Raw genomic sequence first — 22,667 nt, forward strand, 5'->3', positions numbered from 1 at the left:
GGGTGCATGTTTTTTGAGTTTGGTATAAAAGATTTTATCGATATCCTGCTGGTAGCTTTTGTTTTGTACTATACCTACAAACTGATGAAAGCTTCCGGCTCCATCAAGGTATTCACCGGAATTTTGGTTTTTATCCTGATCTGGCTGGTGGTGACGCAAGTGCTGGAAATGAAATTGTTGGGCTCTATTTTCGACACATTGATGAATGTGGGTGTGATCGCGTTGATTGTTCTTTTTCAGGATGAGATACGCCGTTTCCTCTTGACTTTGGGGTCTCACCGACATGTCAGCGCACTGGCCCGTCTTTTTAACGGTTCGAAAAAAGAGTCGTTGAAGCATGACGATATCATGCCGGTGGTAATGGCTTGTTTGAATATGGGGAAGCAAAAAGTCGGTGCATTGATTGTCATAGAGCATAACGTTCCTTTAGATGAAGTTGTCCGTACGGGCGAACTGATTGATGCGGCAATCAACCAACGTTTAATCGAAAATATATTCTTCAAGAATAGTCCGTTGCACGATGGCGCAATGGTAATCAGCAAAAAACGTATCAAGGCGGCAGGATGTATTCTTCCTGTATCCCATGATTTGAATATACCGAAAGAACTTGGCTTGCGACATCGCGCAGCAATGGGAATCTCTCAACAGTCGGATGCTCATGCTATTATTGTTTCGGAAGAAACAGGCGGTATCTCCGTAGCCTATCGCGGACAATTTTATCTTCGTCTGAACGCGGAAGAATTGGAAAGTCTGCTGACAAAAGAAAACTGATTTTATAGTGATAGGCCAATGGTCAAATAATGATGGTCGTTTTATGACTATCATTATTTGACCATTGGTGTTTTATTTATTATCTTTAGGGCAATAACAATAGATATGAACTATCCTTTTGTGACTTAATGGTTATGTTTCTGCCAGGTATTTCTGCGATCGGGAATAAATGAAATAAAGCAAAATAGCGCCAATTGGCGCTATTTTGCTTTATTTCTAACCCTTTTTGAATGATAATTATCCCCTCCTTTTTAGGTGAATCGCCTACCTTTGCCGTATACTATTAAAATTCTATTTTTGAATAAACCATGAAAAACAAAATTATTGCTTTACTGGTACTTTTTACAGTTATTCTCTTTAGTAGTGCACAGGCGCAAACCACTGCCCACAAATTTGAGGCGGGCAAGAACACATTCCTGCTTGATGGAAAACCATTTGTAGTGAAGGCGGCTGAATTGCATTACACCCGTATCCCACAGGCTTACTGGAGTCATCGCATAGAGATGTGCAAAGCATTGGGAATGAATACGATTTGCATTTATATTTTCTGGAATATCCACGAACAGGAAGAAGGAAAGTTCGACTTCTCCGGTCAGAATGATATTGCCGCTTTCTGTAAACTTGCGCAGCAACATGGAATGTACGTCATTGTCCGTCCCGGTCCGTATGTGTGTGCGGAATGGGAGATGGGAGGACTTCCCTGGTGGCTGTTAAAGAAAAAAGACGTAGCTTTGCGCACGCTTGATCCTTATTACATGGAACGCGTAGGCATTTTTATGAAAGAAGTCGGCAAACAACTGGCTCCGTTGCAAGTGGATAAAGGAGGAAACATTATCATGGTTCAGGTGGAGAACGAGTATGGCTCTTACGGAACCGATAAACCATACGTTTCTGCCGTACGTGATTTGGTACGTGAATCCGGTTTTACCGATGTGCCTCTGTTTCAATGTGACTGGAGCAGTAACTTTACCAATAACGCACTCGACGATTTGATTTGGACTGTGAATTTCGGAACTGGGGCTAATATCGACCAGCAGTTTAAGAAACTGAAAGAGCTTCGTCCCGAAACTCCATTGATGTGTAGTGAGTTCTGGAGCGGATGGTTCGACCATTGGGGACGGAAACACGAAACACGTCCTGCGAAAGACATGGTACAGGGCATCAAGGATATGCTCGACCGGAATATTTCTTTCAGTCTCTATATGACTCACGGAGGGACGACTTTCGGTCATTGGGGAGGTGCAAACAACCCGGCTTATTCCGCTATGTGCAGTTCGTATGATTATGACGCTCCGATCAGTGAAGCCGGATGGACTACCGAAAAGTTTTTCTTGCTTCGCGATTTATTGAAAAACTATCTTTCGGCGGGTGAATCATTGCCTGAAATCCCCGCTGCTTTGCCTGTTATTGAGATTCCAGAAATTCATTTCAATAAAGTGGCTCCACTATTCTCGAATTTGCCGGAAGCCAAACAAATAGTGGATATTCAACCGATGGAACAATTCAATCAAGGATGGGGAACTATTCTGTATCGGACCACACTGCCTGAAGCAATCCCCGCAGGAACCGTTTTGAAGATTACGGAAGTGCACGACTGGGCGCAAATCTATGCCGGCGGCAAACTTCTGGCTCGTTTGGACCGTCGCAAAGGAGAATTTACTACGACTTTGCCCGCACTAAAAAAAGGTACGCAACTGGATATTCTGGTGGAAGCAATGGGACGTGTCAACTTTGACAAATCCATTCACGACCGCAAAGGTATTACAGAAAAGGTGGAGCTAGTTTCGGGTAATCAGGCTAAGGAATTGAAAAACTGGACTGTGTACAACTTTCCAGTAGATTATTCTTTTATTAAAGACAAGAAATATAACGATACAAAAATACTACCGTTTATGCCTGCTTACTACAAGAGCACTTTTAAACTGGATAAAGTAGGAGATACATTTCTGGATATGAGTACATGGGGTAAAGGTATGGTTTGGGTGAATGGTCATGCAATGGGGCGTTTCTGGGAAATCGGTCCGCAACAGACCCTCTTTATGCCGGGCTGCTGGCTGAAAGAAGGAGAGAATGAAATTCTCGTATTGGATTTGAAAGGTCCTGCCAAGGCTTCTATCAAAGGCTTGAAGAAACCTATTCTTGATATGCTTCGTGAAAAAGCTCCCGAAACACACCGCAAGGATGGAGAAAAACTGAAACTGGCAGGTGAGAAAGTAATACATGAAGGTGCTTTCACTCCGGGCAACGGCTGGCAGGAAGTACGATTTGCTGCTCCAGTGAAAGGACGTTATTTCTGTTTGGAAGCGCTTTCTCCGCAAGCAAATGATAACATCGCAGCAGTGGCAGAGTTCGATGTCCTGGGAGCTGATGGCAAACCGGTATCTCGTGAGCATTGGAAGATTCGTTATGCCGATAGCGAAGAAACGCGTAGCGGCAACCGTACAGCCGACAAAATATTTGATTTGCAGGAATCTACTTTCTGGATGACTGTGGATAATGTCCCTTATCCTCATCAACTGGTGATTGACTTGAGTAAAGTGGAAACAGTGACCGGCTTCCGCTATCTGCCCCGTGCCGAAAAAGAATATCCGGGCATGATTAAAGAATATCGGGTGTATGTGAAATCTGCCGACTTTAATTACTAAACTATTGATGTACAAGCATTGAAATGATAATAGATATGAAGAAAAATATAATCCTTTTCGCACTCCTCTTCGTAGGAGTGTTGACTGGATATTGCCAACAATCTGCCTACCTGTTTGTTTATTTCACCGGCAATCGCATGAGTGAAGAAGCCGTCAGGATGGCTGTTAGTCTCGACGGATATAATTATAAAGCTTTGAATGGAAATCAACCGGTACTTGATTCCCGGGTGATTAGTTCAACAGGCGGAGTGCGCGATCCTCATATTTTACGTTGTGAAGATGGGAAGACATTTTATATGGTAGTTACAGACATGGTATCTGCCAATGGATGGAGTTCTAATCGCGCCATGGTATTGCTGAAATCGAAAGACCTTGTACACTGGACTTCCAATATCGTGAATATCCAGAAGAAATATCCCGATCAGGAAAACCTGAAACGTGTGTGGGCGCCACAAACGATTTATGACAAGGAAGCCGGAAAATACATGATCTATTGGTCCATGCAACATGGCAATGGCCCGGACATCATTTATTATGCTTATGCTAACAAGGATTTCACCGATATAGAAGGAGAACCGAAACCACTGTTTCTTCCGAAAAACGAAAAGTCATGTATTGACGGCGACATTATTTATAAAGATGGAATTTATCACCTGTTCTATAAAACGGAAGGGAATGGAAATGGCATTAAAAAGGCTACTTCTCCTTCTCTGATCTCCGGACAGTGGACGGAATCAGATGACTATAAGCAGCAGACGAAGGATGCAGTAGAGGGTGCGGGTATCTTTCCATTGATTGGCTCGGATAAGTACATCTTGATGTATGATGTGTATATGAAAGGCAAATACCAGTTTACGGAAAGTGTCGATCTGGAACACTTCAAAGTGATTGACCATGCTATCAGTATGGATTTCCATCCACGCCACGGTACTGTTATTCCGATTACTCAAAAAGAATTGCAACGCCTTTTCAAGGCGTATGGTAAACCGGAAGGTTTCTGATCTAAAGGAGGAAGGTCAAAACCCATCTAAATTAGAAATCATCCTCGCCACAGCTTCTTGTCGCGAAGATGATTTCGTTGAAAGGAAATTTGGGCACCTCTCATCTACAAATTCAATGAATTTCAAGCGGGTAATTTTCATTTCCAGATAAATACATTCACCCTTTCGTCTTTTTTTGAGTTATTAAGATAAGGTGGATTCACTAGTGTAATCCAGGAAAATAGTATACGATATTGGAAAAAGTGTATATTTTACCCTTGTTTACTTGTTTCTTATATATTTTTAAGTGTAAAACAACCAATTATAGCTTGAAATATATCAGTTAGAATAATGAAAATCTTAACTTTGCGATTGATAATCTTAATGCAATAGATACCATGAGAAATTTATTCCTGTTTTTAGTTGTCTTGTTTTTGTCGTTTCAGCAAGTCACTTTAGCTGCAATCAAAGAAATGACGAGTACCCCCGATTCGGTTTATCTCTTTTCCTTTGCCACTTCCGGAGACGACGGACGTAGCGGGCTTCGTTTTGCCTGGAGCATGGATAAGGAAAACTGGTTTGAAGTCGGCCGGAACTACGGATATCTCCGGTGTGATTACAGCCGTTGGGGATCACAGAAGAAAATGCTCGACCCTTATTTGAAACAGTCGCCCGCTGGCGAATGGATATGTACCTGGAAATTGAATGATCGTGATGGATACGGTCAGGCCACTTCTAAAGACTTGATAAACTGGACCAGCCAGAAATATCCCCGTACTACTTCCGATTTTGACGGAACAAGAGTGAAAGCCGTAGTTGCCGGAGAGGAGCAGAAAGGAACTATCAACCGGGTAGCGTGGACTTTGGTAGATGGATTAAATAAGAACTATGGCTGGAATCAATATCGGAACTCATTGCATGAAGAACGTCCGGTGCAGGATGGAGAACGTTTTGCCGGTTTGAAGCCTGTAAATGCAATGGTCACCGTACAGCCCGAACGTGCCAAAGACATCAGCGATGTCTTGTTGGGTGTCTTCTTTGAAGATATTAATTATTCGGCAGACGGAGGACTCTATGCAGAGCTGATCCAGAACCGTGATTTCGAATACGACCCTTCAGACAGGGAAGGGGATAAGAACTGGAATAGTACTCATTCCTGGACATTGAAAGGAGATAAAACCACTTTCACCATTAACACTACCGATCCTATTCATGCCAATAATCCACATTATGCCGTATTGAATGTAGAACGACCGGGAGCCGCGTTAGAAAATACAGGCTTTGATGGTATCGCGCTGAATGTCGGAGAGAAATATGACTTTTCCATATTTGCGAGGGTTCCGCAGGGGCAATCAAACAAATTGCAGGTTCGTTTGGTAGATGGAGAAGGAAATATATGTGGAGAGACTTCTCTGACTGTATCTTCCCGGCAATGGAAAACGTATAAAACAGTGATTACTGCCAAAGCAACCGCAGATACTCGCCTCGAAATCATTCCCCAATCTGCTGGAGAATTGAATCTGGATATGATTTCCCTATTTCCGCAGCATACATTTAAAGGACGCAAGAACGGACTCCGCAAGGATCTGGCTCAAGTGTTAGCTGACATTCATCCCCGTTTCATCCGTTTTCCCGGTGGCTGTGTGGCTCATGGTGATGGTCTGAAGAATATCTATCAATGGAAAAACACAGTCGGTCCGTTAGAAGCAAGAAAGGCGCAACGTAACCTTTGGGGATATCATCAAAGCATGGGACTGGGATATTTTGAATATTTCCAATTCTGCGAAGATATTGGCGCAGAACCGCTTCCGGTATTGGCAGCCGGTGTTCCTTGCCAGAACTCTGCCTGTCACGGTGACTTGAGAGGCGGGCAGCAAGGCGGTATCCCAATGAGCGAAATGGGTGCTTATATTCAGGATATTCTTGATCTGATAGAGTGGGCAAACGGCGACGCTAAGAAGACAAAGTGGGGAAAGGTACGTGCCGAAGCAGGCCATCCGAAACCTTTTAATCTGAAATACATTGGCATCGGAAATGAAGATCTCATCACCGATATCTTCGAAGAACGTTTTACAATGATATTTAATGCCATCAAAGAAAAATATCCTGAAATGGTCGTTGTAGGTACAGTAGGACCGTTCAATGAAGGAACAGACTACGTAGAAGGATGGAAACTGGCCGACAAACTGGGTGTGCCGATGGTGGACGAACATTATTATCAGACTCCGGGATGGTTCCTGAACAATCAGGATTTCTACGATAAATACGACCGTTCGAAAAAGACAAAAGTATACCTGGGCGAATATGCGACTCATATCCCGGGACGAAAAGCGAATATCGAAACTGCACTGACGGAAGCTCTTTATCTTGCTGCCTTGGAACGCAATGGAGACGTTGTACACATGACTTCCTATGCTCCTCTTCTCGCCAAAGAAGGACATACCCAATGGAATCCGGATTTGATTTACTTCAATAACCGGGAAGTGAAACCTACCACCGGATATTATGTGCAGAAACTCTACGGACAGAATGCCGGAAACGAATATTTGCCGTCGAAGATCACTTTGGATAATAAAGACGATAAAGTGCAGAAACGTTTTGCTTCTTCCATTGTCCGCGATTCGGCAAGTGGAGATGTGATTGTAAAGTTGGTCAACTTACTTCCAGTAGAGGTTAATACCCATGTCGACCTTTCCGGAATCGGTGTGATACAGCCTTCTGCAAAGAGAACCGTACTGACCGGTAAACCGGCAGATACTCCGCTACCTGTTGAAGATACGGTGGAAGTGGCAGAAAAGTTTGATTGCCAATTGTCTGCCTACTCTTTTACGGTGATCCGGATAAAAAAGGCAAATGAGAAATAACAGGAAATAAATGAAGAACATAATAACATGAATAATATGAAGAAGATAATAAGCACTCTACTGGTGGCTGGTTGCTGTCTGACTTCGCTGATGGCACAAGACGTGGTCGTGAAAGGACCGGATGAAAAACTGCAATTGGTTGTCTTTACTTCTCCTACCGAAAAGCCAAGTTATTCCATTACCTATAATGGGAAAACCATGCTGGAGAAATCACCTTTGGGTATGAACACGAATATCGGTGACTTTGCTAAAGGAATGAAACTGACAGGGCATACGGTCACCCCGATTGATACTGTCTACCATCAGGATCGTATTAAAACCTCACAAGTGTATTATCAGGCAAACGAGCTGAACTGTCATTTTGAGAATCCGAAAGGGCAGAAAATAGACGTTGTCTTTCGTGTCAGCAACAATGATGTAGCTTTCCGTTATATTCTGCCGCGTCAAGATGGAAAAGGAAGTGTAACGGTGACTGCCGAAGAAACCGGTTTCCGTTTTCCGCAACAGACTACTACTTTCTTGTGTCCGCAAAGCGATGCTATGATAGGATGGAAGCGTACAAAACCCAGTTATGAGGAAGAATACAAGGCAGATGCTCCGATGAGTGACCGTTCCCAGTACGGGCATGGTTACACATTCCCTTGCCTGTTCCGTATTGGTGACGATGGTTGGGTGCTGGTTAGCGAGACAGGAGTGGACAGTCGATATTGCGGCTCACGTTTAAGCGATGTGAGCGAAGGTAATCTGTATACGATTGCTTTCCCGATGGCAGAAGAAAATAATGGCAACGGAACGGTTGCTCCGGCATTTGCCTTGCCGGGAGCTACTCCCTGGCGTACCATCACTGTCGGCGAGACTTTGAAACCGATTGTGGAAACAACTGTTGCGTGGGATGTCGTGCGTCCTCTTTATGAAACAAAATATGACTACCGTTTCGGACGCGGCACATGGAGCTGGATTCTTTGGCAGGATGGTAGTATCAACTATGACGATCAGGTGCGATATATTGATTTTGCTGCGGCAATGGGATATGAGTATGCGTTGATTGATAACTGGTGGGATACGAACATCGGTCGTGACCGCATGAAGTCTTTGGTAGAATACGCACGTAGTAAAGGCGTGGAACTCTTCTTATGGTATAGCTCTTCCGGTTATTGGAATGATATTGAGCAAGGACCGGTTAATCACATGGACAACGCCATTATTCGCAAACGGGAGATGAAATGGTTACAGAGTCTTGGAGTAAAAGGCATTAAAGTCGATTTCTTTGGTGGCGACAAGCAAGAAACGATGCGCCTGTATGAAGATATCTTGAGTGATGCCGACGATCACGGCCTGATGGTGATCTTCCACGGTTGTACAATCCCTCGCGGATGGGAACGCATGTATCCGAATTATGTAGGTAGTGAAGCCGTACTGGCATCCGAGAATATGGTATTCAACCAGCATTTCTGCGATAAAGAGGCTTTCAATGCTTGTCTGCATCCGTTTATCCGCAATACGGTGGGTAGCATGGAATTTGGCGGCTGTTTCCTGAACAAACGGCTGAACCGCAACAATGACGGAGGAACTACGCGTCGCACTACTGATATATTTCAATTAGCCACTACCGTGTTATTCCAGAATCCGGTACAGAACTTTGCACTTGCCCCCAACAACCTGAAAGATGTTTCCCCTGTTTGCATGGACTATATGAAAACGATTCCTACCACGTGGGATGAGACGTGTTTCATTGACGGATATCCGGGGAAATATGTAGTCTTGGCACGTCGTCACGGTGGCACTTGGTATGTGGCGGCCATTAATGCAGGAAAAGAAACATTGAAGTTGAAACTGGATTTAGAGATGTTTGCCGGAAAAACAGTTTCTCTGTATAAGGATGATAAAAAAGGAGCACCACAGCTAGTGCCGTTGAAAGTAAAAGAGAACGGTAAAGTACAGCTGGAGATTCTTCCGCAGGGAGGTGCTGTATTGGTAAACAAATAGATGATAGTTCTACCGTTTGTTGTGGGATCATGTGGCAATGATTGTTCGGTAAAAGTTTGATAGAATCAATATTTATAGCATAATTTATGTAGCACTTTTTATGCTACACAAATTGTGCTATGAATAATTGCTTGAATATAAACAATATAGACTGCTTTCTTTATTCTTTGAATGAAATCATATTTGAGAAATGTTTCGTGGATATAATTCATTCAGTTGTGGTTGCAGACATTGCCTTACGCTGGTATACTAAAATAATCATATTCAAGAAAAGACCCTTCACCTTTCACAATGCCCTGTTCATCGTCATTAGCGGGTGAAGGGCTGGCTTTCACCTTCCTTTCACCTTTCTACCCTGGCTTTTACAGCTGTCTAGTCTGCTAAATCTTTTATCTATAGCTGGCAGGAGAAGTATTAATAGATGGCTTCCAGACTATTATAAGAAAACTTCTTTTCTATAAGGGACAAACTTCCTTTGTATAGGACCTAAACTTCTTTTGCATTATAAGAAAACTATAAATGCAAGCTTTGATTATATAAATGCAAGTTCCATTTATATAATTGCAAGTTTTGTTTTTATAAACGCAACTTTCATTTATAGATTGCATTTATTGAAAAGTAAGTTTACATACTGGTAGTAGGAAGTTTACCTATAATCAAAAGAAAGTTTGTTATTAATGAAAGAGAGGGTAGTTAGTAATGGATAAGGAAGCAGGTCAGGTATGTCTTCAGAAGCATAGATAGAGAAGTGCCATATAGGATTAGGAAACCGGACTATCAGAAAAGCATTTTATGTGTATATATAAATGACCTGCTCGACCAGAAAATCACTTTGTGTTGAAATCGGGTAGGTTCTTTTTATTGAGTGAACTGATAGGTGAAATCCCTATCCCTATCGTATTATATGGTAAACGCAGGCTAAAATTGAAGTGCAAATGCTCCGTAATATGATACATTTAGCGGAGAATGATTGTTTTTTAGTCCTTTTTTGACACATAAGTGTACCTTTATATTTAATGTATCATCTATCTTTGTAAACAAGAAATCTTATTTAATATCATGAATATGAATAGACATTGCAGAATAATCAAGTGTATATTATCAGGAGTCGTTTGCGCGTTGTTATTGCCTGTATCAATGCAGGCACAAAAGAACACAGCATTTATCCCCGGACAAGTGTGGAATGATACGGATGGAAATCCGATCAATGCCCATGGTGGCGGACTTCTTTATCACAATGGTACTTACTATTGGTATGGTGAATACAAGAAAGGAAAAACGATTTTGCCGGACTGGGCTACGTGGGAGTGTTATCGTACAGACGTGACCGGAGTCGGTTGTTACTCCTCTAAAGACTTGCTGAATTGGAAATTTGAAGGAATTGTGCTTTCGGCAGTCAAAGACGATCCGAATCATGACCTGCATCCCTCCAAGGTGTTGGAACGTCCGAAAGTCATCTTTAATAAGAAGACCGGTAAGTTTGTAATGTGGGCACATGTGGAAAGCGCCGATTACAGTAAGGCTTGTGCTGGCGTGGCGGTTGCCGATTCTCCTGTCGGACCGTTCGTCTATCAGGGAAGTTTCCGTCCGAACAATGCGATGAGCCGCGACCAGACAGTTTTTGTGGATGATGACGGACGTGCTTATCAGTTCTATTCTTCGGAAAATAATGAAACTATGTATATTAGTCTTTTGACTGATGATTACCTGAAACCCAGCGGACGGTTTACTCGCAATTTTGTCAAAGAGTCTCGTGAAGCTCCGGCTGTGTTTAAATATAATGGTAAATACTATATGTTAAGCTCCGGTTGCACAGGCTGGGATCCGAATGTGGCCGAAATAGCAGTGGCCGATTCTATTATGGGAACGTGGAAAACGATCGGTAATCCTTGTACGGGACCGGATGCGGATAAAACGTTTTACGCGCAGAGTACTTACGTTCAGCCTGTTATCGGAAAGAAGGACGCATACATCGCTATGTTCGACCGCTGGAAAAAGAAAGACTTGGAAGACTCCCGCTATGTATGGCTGCCTGTACTTGTAAAAGACGGAAAGATAACAATTCCCTGGCATGAAAAATGGACTCTTTCCATCTTTGACAAATAAAAAAGAAGATAAGCATGAAACGGATATTACTACTACTTTGCGGAATAATACTTGTTCCTACTCTTGTCTGTTCCCAGCGTTTGGTGGAAGTAGGAAAGGGATATAGCTGTACTTCGGTCAATACGACGGTCTTTCGGAATAACTCGCTGGTGACGCACGGTGAGGAACAATATATCAGTTATTACGATAACGACGGCTATCTGATACTTGGAAAGCGGAAACTGGATTCGAAACAATGGACTTTACACCGTACCCAATATCAGGGAAATGTAAAGGATGCTCATAATGTAATCAGTATGATGGTGGATGGAGAAGGTTACATACACGTGTCTTTCGATCATCATGGACATAAACTGAATTATTGCCGGAGCATTGCTCCCGGTTCTCTGAAACTGGGAGATAAAATACCGATGACCGGAATTGATGAAGGAAATGTAACCTATCCGGAGTTTTATTCTTTATCCGGAGGAGATTTACTGTTTGTTTATCGTTCCGGTTCTTCCGGTCGTGGTAACTTGGTGATGAACCGTTATTCGCTGAAAGAACATAAATGGACTCGTGTGCAGGATATACTGATTGATGGAGAAAATAAACGGAATGCTTATTGGCAAATGTATGTCGATGAGAAAGGAACCATCCATCTTTCGTGGGTGTGGCGCGAAAGCTGGCATGTGGAAACAAACCATGATATATGTTATGCCCGTTCGTTTGATAATGGAGTGACTTGGTATAAATCAAGCGGAGAGCAATATGAACTTCCTATCAAATTGTCTAATGCAGAGTATGCCTGTCGTTTGCCTCAAAACTGTGAGTTGATTAATCAAACAAGTATGAGTGCCGATGCAGAAGGAAATCCGTATATAGCCACTTATTGGCGGGATCCCGACAGTAACGTGCCCCAATATCGTATCGTCTGGAACGATGGGAAAGTATGGCATCAACGGCAGATCACAGATCGCAAAACACCTTTTACCTTGAAGGGTGGCGGTACGAAAATGATACCTATTGCCCGTCCGCGTATTGTGGTAGAGGGTGGGGAAGTCTTTTATATTTTCCGCGACGAAGAACGGGGAAGCCGTGTCTCAATGGCACATGCGTCCGACGTCGGCATTAGTAAATGGACGATAACGGATTTGACCGACTTTTCCGTGGATGCCTGGGAACCGTCCCATGATACGGAGCTCTGGAAGAAACAGCGGAAACTTCACCTTTTTGTGCAACACACCCGTCAGGGAGATGGTGAACGTACAGCGGAAATTGACCCTCAAATGGTATATGTATTAGAAACAGATATGAATATAAATAAGTAAAGATATGAAGGAATTATCTGCAACTCTTTTTTTCGTACTCTTCCTAGGTGGTGTAATTCGTGTCTTAATTCATCATCAAGCTCATATATGGCTTTAACGGCTGGAGTATTTTATCTGTTAGTTCGCTAATATTCATCTGTATATGTGTACCGGGCAGTCGCTCGGTACTATACATGCACTTCCCTTTACACAGATAATAATAACCGTTATTCACAGACAATTGCTTATCAGACAATTCCAATTGCATTTCATCTTCGGGGAAAGCCGCGGCATAGATTTGCAGCACTTCTTTGGCATTGATGATACGTGCCATACCCAACGGATGTTGAGGCTGTTGATCTTCGGGAGGTAAGAGTTGAACCATGCGCTTATATCCGGTGTGTTGCCTGATAGCATACAATAGGCTATATTCCACATCTTTATCTTCAGCGCAAAGCTCATTGATAATGATATGTTTGTCTCCTTTATATATAATAGTCATCCCCTTGATTTCGTTTTCTTGTCTGGCTACAAATAAGTATCCTCCGCTGATGGCAAGATCAGTCATAATAACCTGAAAGTCTTCCAGCGTGTGCTGAATACAGCAAGCCCGTTCGGAAAGCTTCTTATTCAAATAAGAATAGATCTCCTCCTGAAACTCTGATACCACACTGACCGCTATCTCTTTAGCAGGAATAAACTCCGGCAAAACGATCTCTTTAGTTGAATACTTGAATACGGAAGCATATCCCATGCGGGCATAATAGTCGAACAACCAGGGCTCTGCCGGTATCAATGTACTGAAATATACTCCATTCCGCAGCATCCGGGCGAAAGACTGTGATAAGAGCTCTCGCATAACCCCTTTGCTTCGGAAATCGGGATGCGTACAGGCTCCTGAAATATAGGAGGTCTGTACAGTCTCTCCACCAAAAGTCATCGGATAAGGAAGCATCTGAAGCGCAGAGATTACCTCATCGCCACTTTGGATGGCGACATTCACCTCTGTTTTATAGCGCAGTCTGAAGTACATTTCAACGAATTCTTCACTATCGTCAAAACAGATTTTCCACAATGCTTTTACTTGCTCCTTTATCATCATATTTATAATGGATTTACCATTTTACCATATTCATGGGATGCTCTTTGAGGCAAGCCATATATTTTTCCAGAATCGTTGCCGGCTGGTAAGACAGTTTGGCTTTGCGTAAACCCTCAATACCTAAATCCTCTTCCCGGTTGATATAGATATATTGTTCGGGAATCCGGTTGGCAAATTCATAATTAATCATGGCATACGCACCTTCAATACTGGTATCCGCTTTTTCTACATGTACGCCGAATGTTTCATGATTGATAGGCATACCGAATGTGAATGCGACAATTTTACCGTTCACATGCAAGATACCTCCCGTCAGTCCGAGTGCCTCGAAGTTGTGGAGAGCATAAATCAGGGCGCGACGTTCGTTGCCTGTCCCCTCCTGTTGGTCACAGTTATTCACTTTACACCACTCTGCTTCCAGATCCAGACATTCCTGAATACGGTCCGGGGTAATCGGTGTGTATTCGTAATCCGGATAAGTGTTGCGGAACCGGTTGATATGATTTCTTTTCGCTTGGAATTTCTTCCCTTTCAGCGTAGATAGATCACTTCTCAAATAAATATAATCCGCATAGTCGCGGTCTTCTGTGAAAGTGAACTGTTCCGGAAGGATAGCTTCGAGATCAGCGCGCATATTGCTGCACACTCCCAGCATACAGAAATGCTGGTTCTCTTTGCGGGCATCTTCTATCAGTTCCCACAATACTGCTTTCAAATCTCCTGTGCCTACGGGCATCATATAAGCAAGTTGTTCTCCCGCCCAGAACTTGAATACCAAAAAGTTGTCGACCACTGCGAATTGAGTGTCATATAAGAACCTCCAACTGCAAAGATTGGAGAATGAAAGATCGCAATTGCGGCGATCACTTTTCATCGTGAATGAGGTGATTGTGTCTTTGTCTGCTAATGTGATATCTTTAAATGGAATCATAAAATTGCTTTTTGCGTTTAACTCTTTATATAACGGAAAATCAAGAGATTTTGTTTTTACAAGACACCTAATAATCGAAGGATTGTAGGTGTGAGCAGTGCGGTGAAGATTCCATTCAGTGTCAGTCCCAGACTGGCGTATGCTCCATATTTGCTGCTGATATCCATTGCGGTGGAAGTTCCGACAGCATGAGCGGCTGTCCCCATCGAAAGCCCTTGGGCGATCGGACTGCCTACACGCATGATTTTCATGGTCTTAAAACCACAGATCGCTCCTAATAAACCTACTGCCACAACAACTGCCGCCGTCAGTGACGGAATACCGCCAATGGCTTTGGTTACTTCCATCGCAATCGGAGTCGTAACCGATTTGGGAGCCAGAGACAGGATTACTTCTTGGGAAGCTCCCATGAACTTCGCAATCAGCACTACTGAAATAACTCCGACAATGCAGCCTGCCAGTTGAGACAGAAGGATAGGCAGTAACTGCTTTTTTATCATTTCCAATTGAAGATATAAAGGTACGCCTAAAGCAACAACAGCCGGGCGGAGCCAGAACTCGATCAAATGTCCTCCTTTATTATAGGTCTCGTATGAGATATTTGTCATTTTAAGGAAGATGATTAATAGGGCGATGGTCAGCAATATAGGATTTAATAATACCAGTCCTGTTTTCTTCTGAAGCAATTTGGCAAAGAAGAAAATCCCGAAGGTGATAGCCAGCAGGAAGAAATTATTCTCTAAGAAGCTCATTTGTCTTTATTCGTTAAGTTGATTTTATCTTTAAGGTGCAGTTTCTCCGACAGATGGAAATCCGTCAGGTGAAGTTTGCGCGCCAGCTTAATCTGACGTGCCAGCCTGAACTTGCGGACGATTTGATGTACCCATCCCGTAACGACAAGTACAAGCGCGGTGCTGATAATGGTCGCTGTCACTATCGGCCAGAACTCTGCCGCAATGACATCAAAGTATAGCATAAGAGCCACACCGGGCGGAACGAAAAAGAATCCTAAGTTGGCAACCAGAAAGTCGGACAATCCCTGTACCCAGTGTAACTTAATCCAACCTAATTTTAAAAAGAGGGTGAGCAGCAGCATACCGATGATGCTGGAGGGGAGCTTGATACCCGTAAGATAAACTATTAATTCACCCAAAGCCAAACAGCCAAATAAAATGGCGCACTGACGTATCATAACTAATAACCTATTGATTTTGTTTGAAAACGCTGCAAAGGTATGAAAAATAGGAGTACAGTGTTAAATATTACAATATTTTAGACTTGGAAGAGAAAAATAGGCGAAATTGTAATGTGGATATTGCAAAATTGAGTACTTTTGCACCGCAAATTACAAATTGTAAGGACGTTTTATAATAATATTCAATATATCTATGCTCAATTTAATCAACCAAATCGTGGCGCGTGCGAAAGCAAATCGCCAACGTATTGTTCTTCCGGAAGGAACTGAAGAACGCACATTGAAAGCTGCCAATATGATTTTGACAGACGAAGTAGCCGATCTAATTTTACTGGGTAAACCGGCAGAAATTAATGAACTTGCTGCAAAATGGGGATTGGGAAACATCGGTAAAGCTACTATCATTGATCCTGAAACTTCTCCGAAACACGAAGAATATGCGCAGTTGTTGTGTGAACTTCGTAAAAAGAAGGGGATGACTATCGAAGAAGCCCGCAAGTTAACGAATGATCCTTTATTCTTTGGTTGTTTAATGATTAAGAGCGGTGATGCTGACGGTCAGTTGGCTGGTGCCCGTAACACTACTGGTAATGTATTGCGTCCTGCTTTGCAGATTATCAAGACTGCGCCGGGAATCACTTGCGTGTCTGGTGCTATGTTGCTTTTGACTCATGCTCCTGAATACGGAAAGAATGGCATTTTGGTCATGGGTGACGTGGCCGTAACCCCGGTTCCTGATGCTAATCAATTGGCGCAGATTGCAGTTTGTACAGCGCAGACTGCCAAGGCGGTTGCCGGTATCGAAAATCCGAAAGTAGCTATGTTGAGTTTCTCTACCAAAGGCTCTGCTAAACATGAAGTGGTAGACAAAGTAGTAGAAGCAACTAAAATAGCTAAGGAAATGGCTCCGACTCTTGATTTGGACGGTGAACTGCAGGCAGATGCGGCTCTTGTTCCTGAAGTAGGTGCAAGCAAAGCTCCGGGTTCGGAGGTAGCCGGACAAGCAAATGTACTGATTGTTCCGAGCCTGGAAGTAGGTAACATTTCTTATAAGCTAGTTCAACGTTTGGGACATGCTGATGCTATCGGCCCGATCCTTCAGGGTATCGCTTGCCCGGTAAACGACTTGTCTCGTGGTTGTTCTATTGAAGATGTATATCGTATGATTGCTATCACGGCTAACCAGGCTATTGCTGCAAAGGCAAATAAATAAGTATTAGATATAAAGTAGTAAGTATTAAATCGACAACGACATGAAAATTCTGGTATTGAACTGCGGAAGTTCATCTATTAAATATAAATTGTTCGATATGACCAGCAAAGAAGTGATTGCGCAAGGTGGTATCGAAAAAATCGGTCTGAAAGGATCTTTCTTGAAACTGACTTTACCGAATGGTGAAAAGAAAATTCTGGAAAAAGATATTCCTGAACATACAGTAGGAGTTGAGTTTATCCTGAATACGTTGATTCACCCCGAATATGGCGCTATTAAATCTTTGGATGAAATCAATGCCGTAGGTCACCGTATGGTACACGGAGGCGAGCGTTTCAGCGAATCTGTATTGCTGAATAAGGAGGTATTGGAAGCCTTTACAGCTTGCAATGATCTGGCTCCGTTGCACAATCCGGCTAACTTGAAAGGTGTGAATGCAGTTTCTGCTATTCTTCCTAACATTCCGCAGGTAGGTGTATTCGATACGGCTTTTCATCAGACCATGCCGGATTATGCCTACATGTATGCTATTCCTTATGAATTGTATGAAAAGTATGGTGTGCGTCGTTATGGCTTCCACGGAACATCTCATCGTTACGTGTCCAAACGTGTATGCGAATTCTTGGGTGTAAATCCGGTAGGAAAGAAAATCATCACTTGTCATATTGGTAATGGTGGTTCTATTGCCGCTATCAAAGATGGTAAATGTATAGATACTACTATGGGCTTGACTCCATTGGAAGGCTTGATGATGGGTACTCGCAGCGGTGACATTGATGCCGGTGCAGTGACGTTTATCATGGAAAAAGAAGGCTTGAATACTACGGGTGTTTCCAACCTGTTGAACAAGAAGAGCGGTGTACTCGGTATTTCAGGTGTATCAAGCGATATGCGTGAACTTTTGGCTGCTTGTGCGGCTGGCAATGAGAAAGCTATCCTTGCAGAGAAGATGTATTATTATCGTATCAAGAAATACATCGGTGCTTATGCTGCTGCATTGGGCGGTGTAGATATCATTCTGTTTACAGGTGGTGTAGGTGAAAATCAGATGGAATGTCGCCGTGAAGTTTGTAAGGATATGGAATTCATGGGTATCGAGCTTGACAACGATGTGAATGCTAAAGTTCGTGGTGAGGAAGCAATTATTTCTACTCCTGCTTCTAAAGTGAAAGTAGTAGTGATTCCGACAGACGAAGAATTGTTGATTGCGTCCGATACAATGGATATTCTGAAGAAGTAATAACTGAACTGATTTATATTGTACGGGGATGTGCCAAGATTGGGACATCCCCGTCTTTTTTTGTATTAGTTTTACCTCATGGTTCCTTTCATTTACTTCCAAGAAACAACATTGTTATTATTATTGTTATTTGTAGCTAACAGGTTTGCTTGTTCTTAAAAATACCTGTATGTTTATTGTGTAATTAAATTAAGTAATAGTAACATGTTAAAAGTAGTAGCATTTATGAGGCAAGTGGCTAATGGGCTACAAATGGGGGGAAACTTTGGGACGGCTCACGTATATCGTAGTAGTCTCAATGCCATTATTGTTTATTGTGGGAAAGGAGATTTCACTTTTGATAAAGTAACTCCGGGATGGTTGAAAGGCTTCGAGGTACATCTTCGTAGCCGTGGTTGTAGTTGGAATACAGTTTCAACTTATTTGCGCACATTTCGTGCAGTCTATAATCGTGCGGTCGATCTTCGAAAAGCACCTTATGTGCCGAATTTGTTCCATTCGGTTTATACCGGTACTCGCGCTGACCGTAAGCGAGCTTTATGTGAGGAAGACATAAAAAAGGTATTTGCAAAATTACATTCATCGGTTGCAACTCCGGCTTTGCGATGTACACAAGAGCTATTTACTCTGATGTTTTTACTTCGTGGTTTACCTTTTGTCGATCTCGCATATTTGCGTAAGAGTGATTTGCATGATAATGTGATTACTTATCGTAGGCGTAAGACGGGGCGTACATTGTCGGTGACATTGACTCCGGAGGCAATGCTTTTGGTGAAGAAGTACATGAATTGTGACCCTTCTTCTCCATACCTTTTCTCATTGTTGAAAAGTCGTGAAGGAACAAAAGAAGCATGTCGAGAGTATCAGTTAGCATTGCGCACATTTAATCGGCAATTAATGTTGTTGGGTGAATTGTTGGGACTGGGGGATAAATTGAGTTCATACACCGCCCGCCATACATGGGCCACAACAGCGTATTATTGTGAAATTCATCCGGGCATTATTTCCGAAGCGATGGGGCATTCGTCCATTACAGTGACGGAGACTTATCTGAAACCTTTTCAGAATAAGAAAATAGATGAAGCAAACAAGCGGGTTATTGATTTTATCCGATATTCAGTTCGAAATGCAATTTGCTGAATATAAGTCTGTTACTTCGTAGGTAACGGGAATAAATACCGGTGCAAATATGAGCATATTTCTTAAAACAACCAAACGAAATCACACATTTTTTTCTAATAAAGCATTCAAAAGAAGAACATAAACAGATAAAACACGTAGATTCTTTGTATTAGGGCATGTCAACCTCTAAATTTTGCATAAGATTTCTCTCCCCTCTACCTCTTTCATGAAGTAGGGGTTAAAATGTTTCATTGTATATTATATCATTTTCTAGTATTGACTACTCAAGAAGAGCAGGAACAAAGGTTTGCCGTTACCTACGAAGTAACGGGTATGCTATTATTGAAACTTAGTGTTTAATAATATATTATTAATGTAATTTTTAAGTAGTTATGAAGAAAAAGTTTGTAAAAGTGATGCTCTTCGGGGCGCTGGCGCTTTCTACTATCAGCTACGTAGGATGCAAAGACTACGATGATGATATAGATGGTTTGCAACAGCAGGTCGACGCCAATAAGAGTAAAATTGAAGAGGTGGATGCTGCAATGAAAGCCGGTAAATTTATTGTCAGTTATACTCCTGTAGCAAATGGTTATGAGTTGTCTCTTTCTGACGGTTCTAAATTGACTATCACCAATGGTAAAGATGGAGAGAACGGACAGCCGGGACTAAATGGTGAAACGGTCATTCCTAAATTTAAAGTATCAAGTGACAACTATTGGCAGGTAAGTACTGATGATGGCAAAACCTATGAGTATGTTTTAGATGCAGATGGAAATAAGGTTAATGCTACTGGGAAGAAGGGAGAACAAGGTGAACCTGGTAAGCCTGGCGAACCAGGTCAGGATGCATCAGCTAACGTGTCTATTAATAAAGATGGGTATATCGTTATCGGTGATGTGGTAACAAGCTTGAAAACTGATACTAAAGTTCCTTCTATTGTTATAAATGAGGTAGATGGTTTGTACGTCATCACTCTTGACGGTAAAGAATATAAAATGTTGGCAGAAGGTTCTGCCTATAATGGTTTGCAAAGCATTATTTACAGAAGACAAGCTGCTAATGATAAAGATGATTTTGTAAAATCAATCGGGTTGATGTCGTCCAATGATCCTGATGCGGAATTATTGGCAACCAGTGCTTCTGTAGCTACTTTCAAAGTATGGCCTACTACACTGGATCTAGGTAAAGCTGTATTTGCATTTACCGATACATATAAAACCAGAGCACTTGTTCCTGCACTGAAATATGTAGAAGGTAGTGCAAAATGGGTGGATAACCGACAAGGTATCTTGAGTGTAAATATGATTTCCGAAAACATTGAAGTTGATAAACCTTACGCTTCTTCTCTGGATGTAACAATTAACGGTTATACAACAGCCTCTGATTATTTCAACTTCAAAGCTGAAAAATGGACTCCGGCTGATTTGAGTTTTGTGCATACAAAAGATGCAGTTGAAGTTCCTACTGATGTTTTGGCTGATGCAACTACCGAATCCGATTTTTCATCTTATGTTGAATATACATTTGTTTATAACAAATCTTATAATTTGAATGATTCTGTAGCATTGGGACATGATGTGGAAGAGGATTTCATTTCAATGGCTGATTTAGGATTTAGTGGTATCACTGTTGAATTCAAACAAACAGCTGATAAGGCAAAAGGTATCTTTGAAATTAAAGACGGTGTTATTACAGCTAAATCTAGTGAGCAAGCTTCGGCTATCAATGAATTATGCTATGTGACAGCAACTTATAAGAATGAAAAAGGTACGGAAATCATTTCTTATGACTTTGCAGTGAAAGCTGTTCGCGAGCAGCAAGTGGCTCCGGCATTGGTTGATATTGATGTAGAAACGAAAGATGCAGCTGCAGCTGATAAGTTAGCTAAATTGCAGTATAGCACAAGTGAACAAACTATTGACTTGAATGTGCGTGCATTCTTGAATTCACTGGGTGGACGTGACTATATGTCTGACAATGAAAACGTAACTCCTGTTAAATATGGTTTGTATTACTTGACTAATGAAGATGGTAAAACTTATGCTAACAAGGTTGATGCATATATTGAATTCACACCGGGTACAAGCACAGATTTGGATAATCTTAAATTGATATTCCCTGCCGAAACTGTTATCAATGGAGATCAGCAATTGTATTCATTCGAAACATGGCCAGGTGGTGGAAACTCAAAATATGAAATTACAAATTCTGAAGAATATGCATGGCGTAAATCCACAACAACTCATCGTGTTAACGGTTCTAACAAACAGTATACTTTGAAATTGAAGGATCTTGTTAAGTGCGAACGTAAAGTGATCATCAAGCAAAATAGTGCATTTGTTGTGAATGGTAAGACAACTATTACCGGTGCATGGACTGAAGCTGATAAGTCATTCAGTATGACGGCTGATTTGACAGTTCTTTATGCTGCATATAATACAGATAACAGTACTTCTAGTGAAGTTATTGAATATTATCTGGCTCCGCAAGCAAAACAGTCTGATGCTGTTAAAGCTGTTTATAGTCAGATAAGCATTGCTGGTAATGTTATTACTGTAACTCCGGATGTAGATGTGAAGACTTTAGGTGCTATCAAGATCGGAGCTAAAATACAAGGAACTGATATTGAAGCTACTATTCTTGATATAAATGGAAAAGAAGTGACTTATTGTGAACCTGTATTGCGTTCTCCGCTTGATGTCTTGTCTTACAAGTCTTCTATTGATTGGAATATAGATGGTGATCAGAATAAGACTATCAATGTAGGAACGAAAGCAGAAATCAAGATGTCTGACAAAGATATCAATGTAACCAAGAAGAATGTAGTTATTGAAAATGGAGTAGCAAAAGCTCCTTGGGCTGCAGCTTATGGCATTGATGCTGCTGGCGCCATTACTTATGCAATTGATGGATATAGTGCTACTGTAAATGAGGGTACCTATACTATTGATTCGTCAACAGGTGTGATTACATGTAACAATACAGCGATTGTTCAGTCATTGGACATCTATGTGAAAGTAACTGTAAATCATAACTGGGGTACAGAAACTATTAATAAGATCACTGTGAAAGCTTCTTTGAAATAGTCCTATTTTAAATAAGAAAGAAAGGGTAACTCTTTTCCTTTGTGTAGAGTTACCCTTTTATTGATAATATAATTGTCCGATATGGTGGTATCGGATATTATTTGTCGAATTATTCATCTTTGTGAAAAGATGAA

15 protein-coding genes are annotated in these 22,667 nt (G+C 41.8%); 11 read left to right on the forward strand and 4 right to left on the reverse strand.

Annotated features, from left to right (window positions below; translation table 11 throughout):
• Positions 1–6: 6 nt before the first annotated feature.
• The 7 genes from cdaA to INE92_RS22680 all read left to right on the forward strand — a co-directional run bounded on the left by cdaA (position 7) and on the right by INE92_RS22680 (position 12,662).
• Positions 7–771 carry a diadenylate cyclase CdaA gene (cdaA, locus tag INE92_RS22650; RefSeq protein ID WP_004299718.1) on the forward strand — a complete coding sequence of 255 codons (765 nt, stop codon included), beginning with the start codon at positions 7–9 and terminating at the stop codon, positions 769–771.
• Positions 772–1,079: 308 nt separating this feature from the next.
• Entirely contained in the window at positions 1,080–3,416 is a 2,337-nt protein-coding gene (locus INE92_RS22655) for a beta-galactosidase (RefSeq protein ID WP_015532271.1), read from the forward strand.
• Between the two features lie 23 nt (positions 3,417–3,439).
• Positions 3,440–4,417, forward strand: a complete 978-nt coding sequence (locus INE92_RS22660) for a glycoside hydrolase family 43 protein (protein WP_015532272.1) — start codon at positions 3,440–3,442, stop codon at positions 4,415–4,417.
• A gap of 377 nt (positions 4,418–4,794) precedes the next feature.
• Entirely contained in the window at positions 4,795–7,260 is a 2,466-nt protein-coding gene (locus INE92_RS22665) for an alpha-L-arabinofuranosidase C-terminal domain-containing protein (protein WP_015532273.1), read from the forward strand.
• Positions 7,261–7,296: 36 nt separating this feature from the next.
• Positions 7,297–9,246, forward strand: coding sequence for a glycoside hydrolase family 97 protein (locus INE92_RS22670; RefSeq protein ID WP_118407421.1), 1,950 nt, complete (start codon positions 7,297–7,299; stop codon positions 9,244–9,246).
• A 1,065-nt stretch (positions 9,247–10,311) separates the two neighbouring features.
• Complete coding sequence (locus tag INE92_RS22675; protein ID WP_055235288.1) at positions 10,312–11,352, forward strand: glycoside hydrolase family 43 protein; 1,041 nt, start codon at positions 10,312–10,314, stop codon at positions 11,350–11,352.
• Positions 11,353–11,366: 14 nt separating this feature from the next.
• Entirely contained in the window at positions 11,367–12,662 is a 1,296-nt protein-coding gene (locus INE92_RS22680; RefSeq protein WP_195436115.1) for an alpha-l-rhamnosidase, read from the forward strand.
• A gap of 64 nt (positions 12,663–12,726) precedes the next feature.
• Here the strand turns inward: INE92_RS22680 and INE92_RS22685 are convergent, their stop codons facing one another.
• From INE92_RS22685 to INE92_RS22700, 4 genes are read right to left on the reverse strand one after another with little or no spacing between them, the layout of a single operon-like run.
• Positions 12,727–13,743 (reverse strand): GNAT family N-acetyltransferase, encoded by a 1,017-nt coding sequence (locus tag INE92_RS22685; RefSeq protein ID WP_195436116.1) that lies wholly within the window; start codon positions 13,741–13,743, stop codon positions 12,727–12,729.
• 13 nt (positions 13,744–13,756) lie between these two features.
• Positions 13,757–14,674: a DUF2156 domain-containing protein gene (locus tag INE92_RS22690; protein WP_004305058.1), complete on the reverse strand. Its 918-nt coding sequence runs from the start codon at positions 14,672–14,674 to the stop codon at positions 13,757–13,759.
• A gap of 56 nt (positions 14,675–14,730) precedes the next feature.
• Entirely contained in the window at positions 14,731–15,426 is a 696-nt protein-coding gene (locus tag INE92_RS22695) for an LrgB family protein (protein ID WP_004305057.1), read from the reverse strand.
• Positions 15,423–15,866 carry a CidA/LrgA family protein gene (locus INE92_RS22700; RefSeq protein ID WP_004305056.1) on the reverse strand — a complete coding sequence of 148 codons (444 nt, stop codon included), beginning with the start codon at positions 15,864–15,866 and terminating at the stop codon, positions 15,423–15,425. The genes INE92_RS22695 and INE92_RS22700 overlap by 4 nt, the downstream gene beginning before the upstream one ends.
• A gap of 196 nt (positions 15,867–16,062) precedes the next feature.
• Here INE92_RS22700 and pta point away from each other — a divergent pair, with 196 nt between their 5' ends.
• The 4 genes from pta to INE92_RS22720 all read left to right on the forward strand — a co-directional run bounded on the left by pta (position 16,063) and on the right by INE92_RS22720 (position 22,533).
• Positions 16,063–17,082: a phosphate acetyltransferase gene (gene pta, locus INE92_RS22705; protein WP_004314422.1), complete on the forward strand. Its 1,020-nt coding sequence runs from the start codon at positions 16,063–16,065 to the stop codon at positions 17,080–17,082.
• A gap of 40 nt (positions 17,083–17,122) precedes the next feature.
• A complete protein-coding gene (locus INE92_RS22710; RefSeq protein ID WP_004314424.1) occupies positions 17,123–18,322 on the forward strand; it encodes an acetate kinase in 1,200 nt (399 codons plus the stop codon).
• Positions 18,323–18,526: 204 nt separating this feature from the next.
• Entirely contained in the window at positions 18,527–19,462 is a 936-nt protein-coding gene (locus INE92_RS22715) for a tyrosine-type recombinase/integrase (protein ID WP_211421259.1), read from the forward strand.
• Between the two features lie 374 nt (positions 19,463–19,836).
• On the forward strand, positions 19,837–22,533 hold the full coding sequence (locus INE92_RS22720) for a PL29 family lyase N-terminal domain-containing protein (protein WP_195436420.1): 2,697 nt from the start codon (positions 19,837–19,839) through the stop codon (positions 22,531–22,533).
• Positions 22,534–22,667: the final 134 nt, after the last annotated feature.

This window comes from Bacteroides xylanisolvens, from assembly GCF_018289135.1.
GTDB lineage: Bacteria > Bacteroidota > Bacteroidia > Bacteroidales > Bacteroidaceae > Bacteroides > Bacteroides xylanisolvens.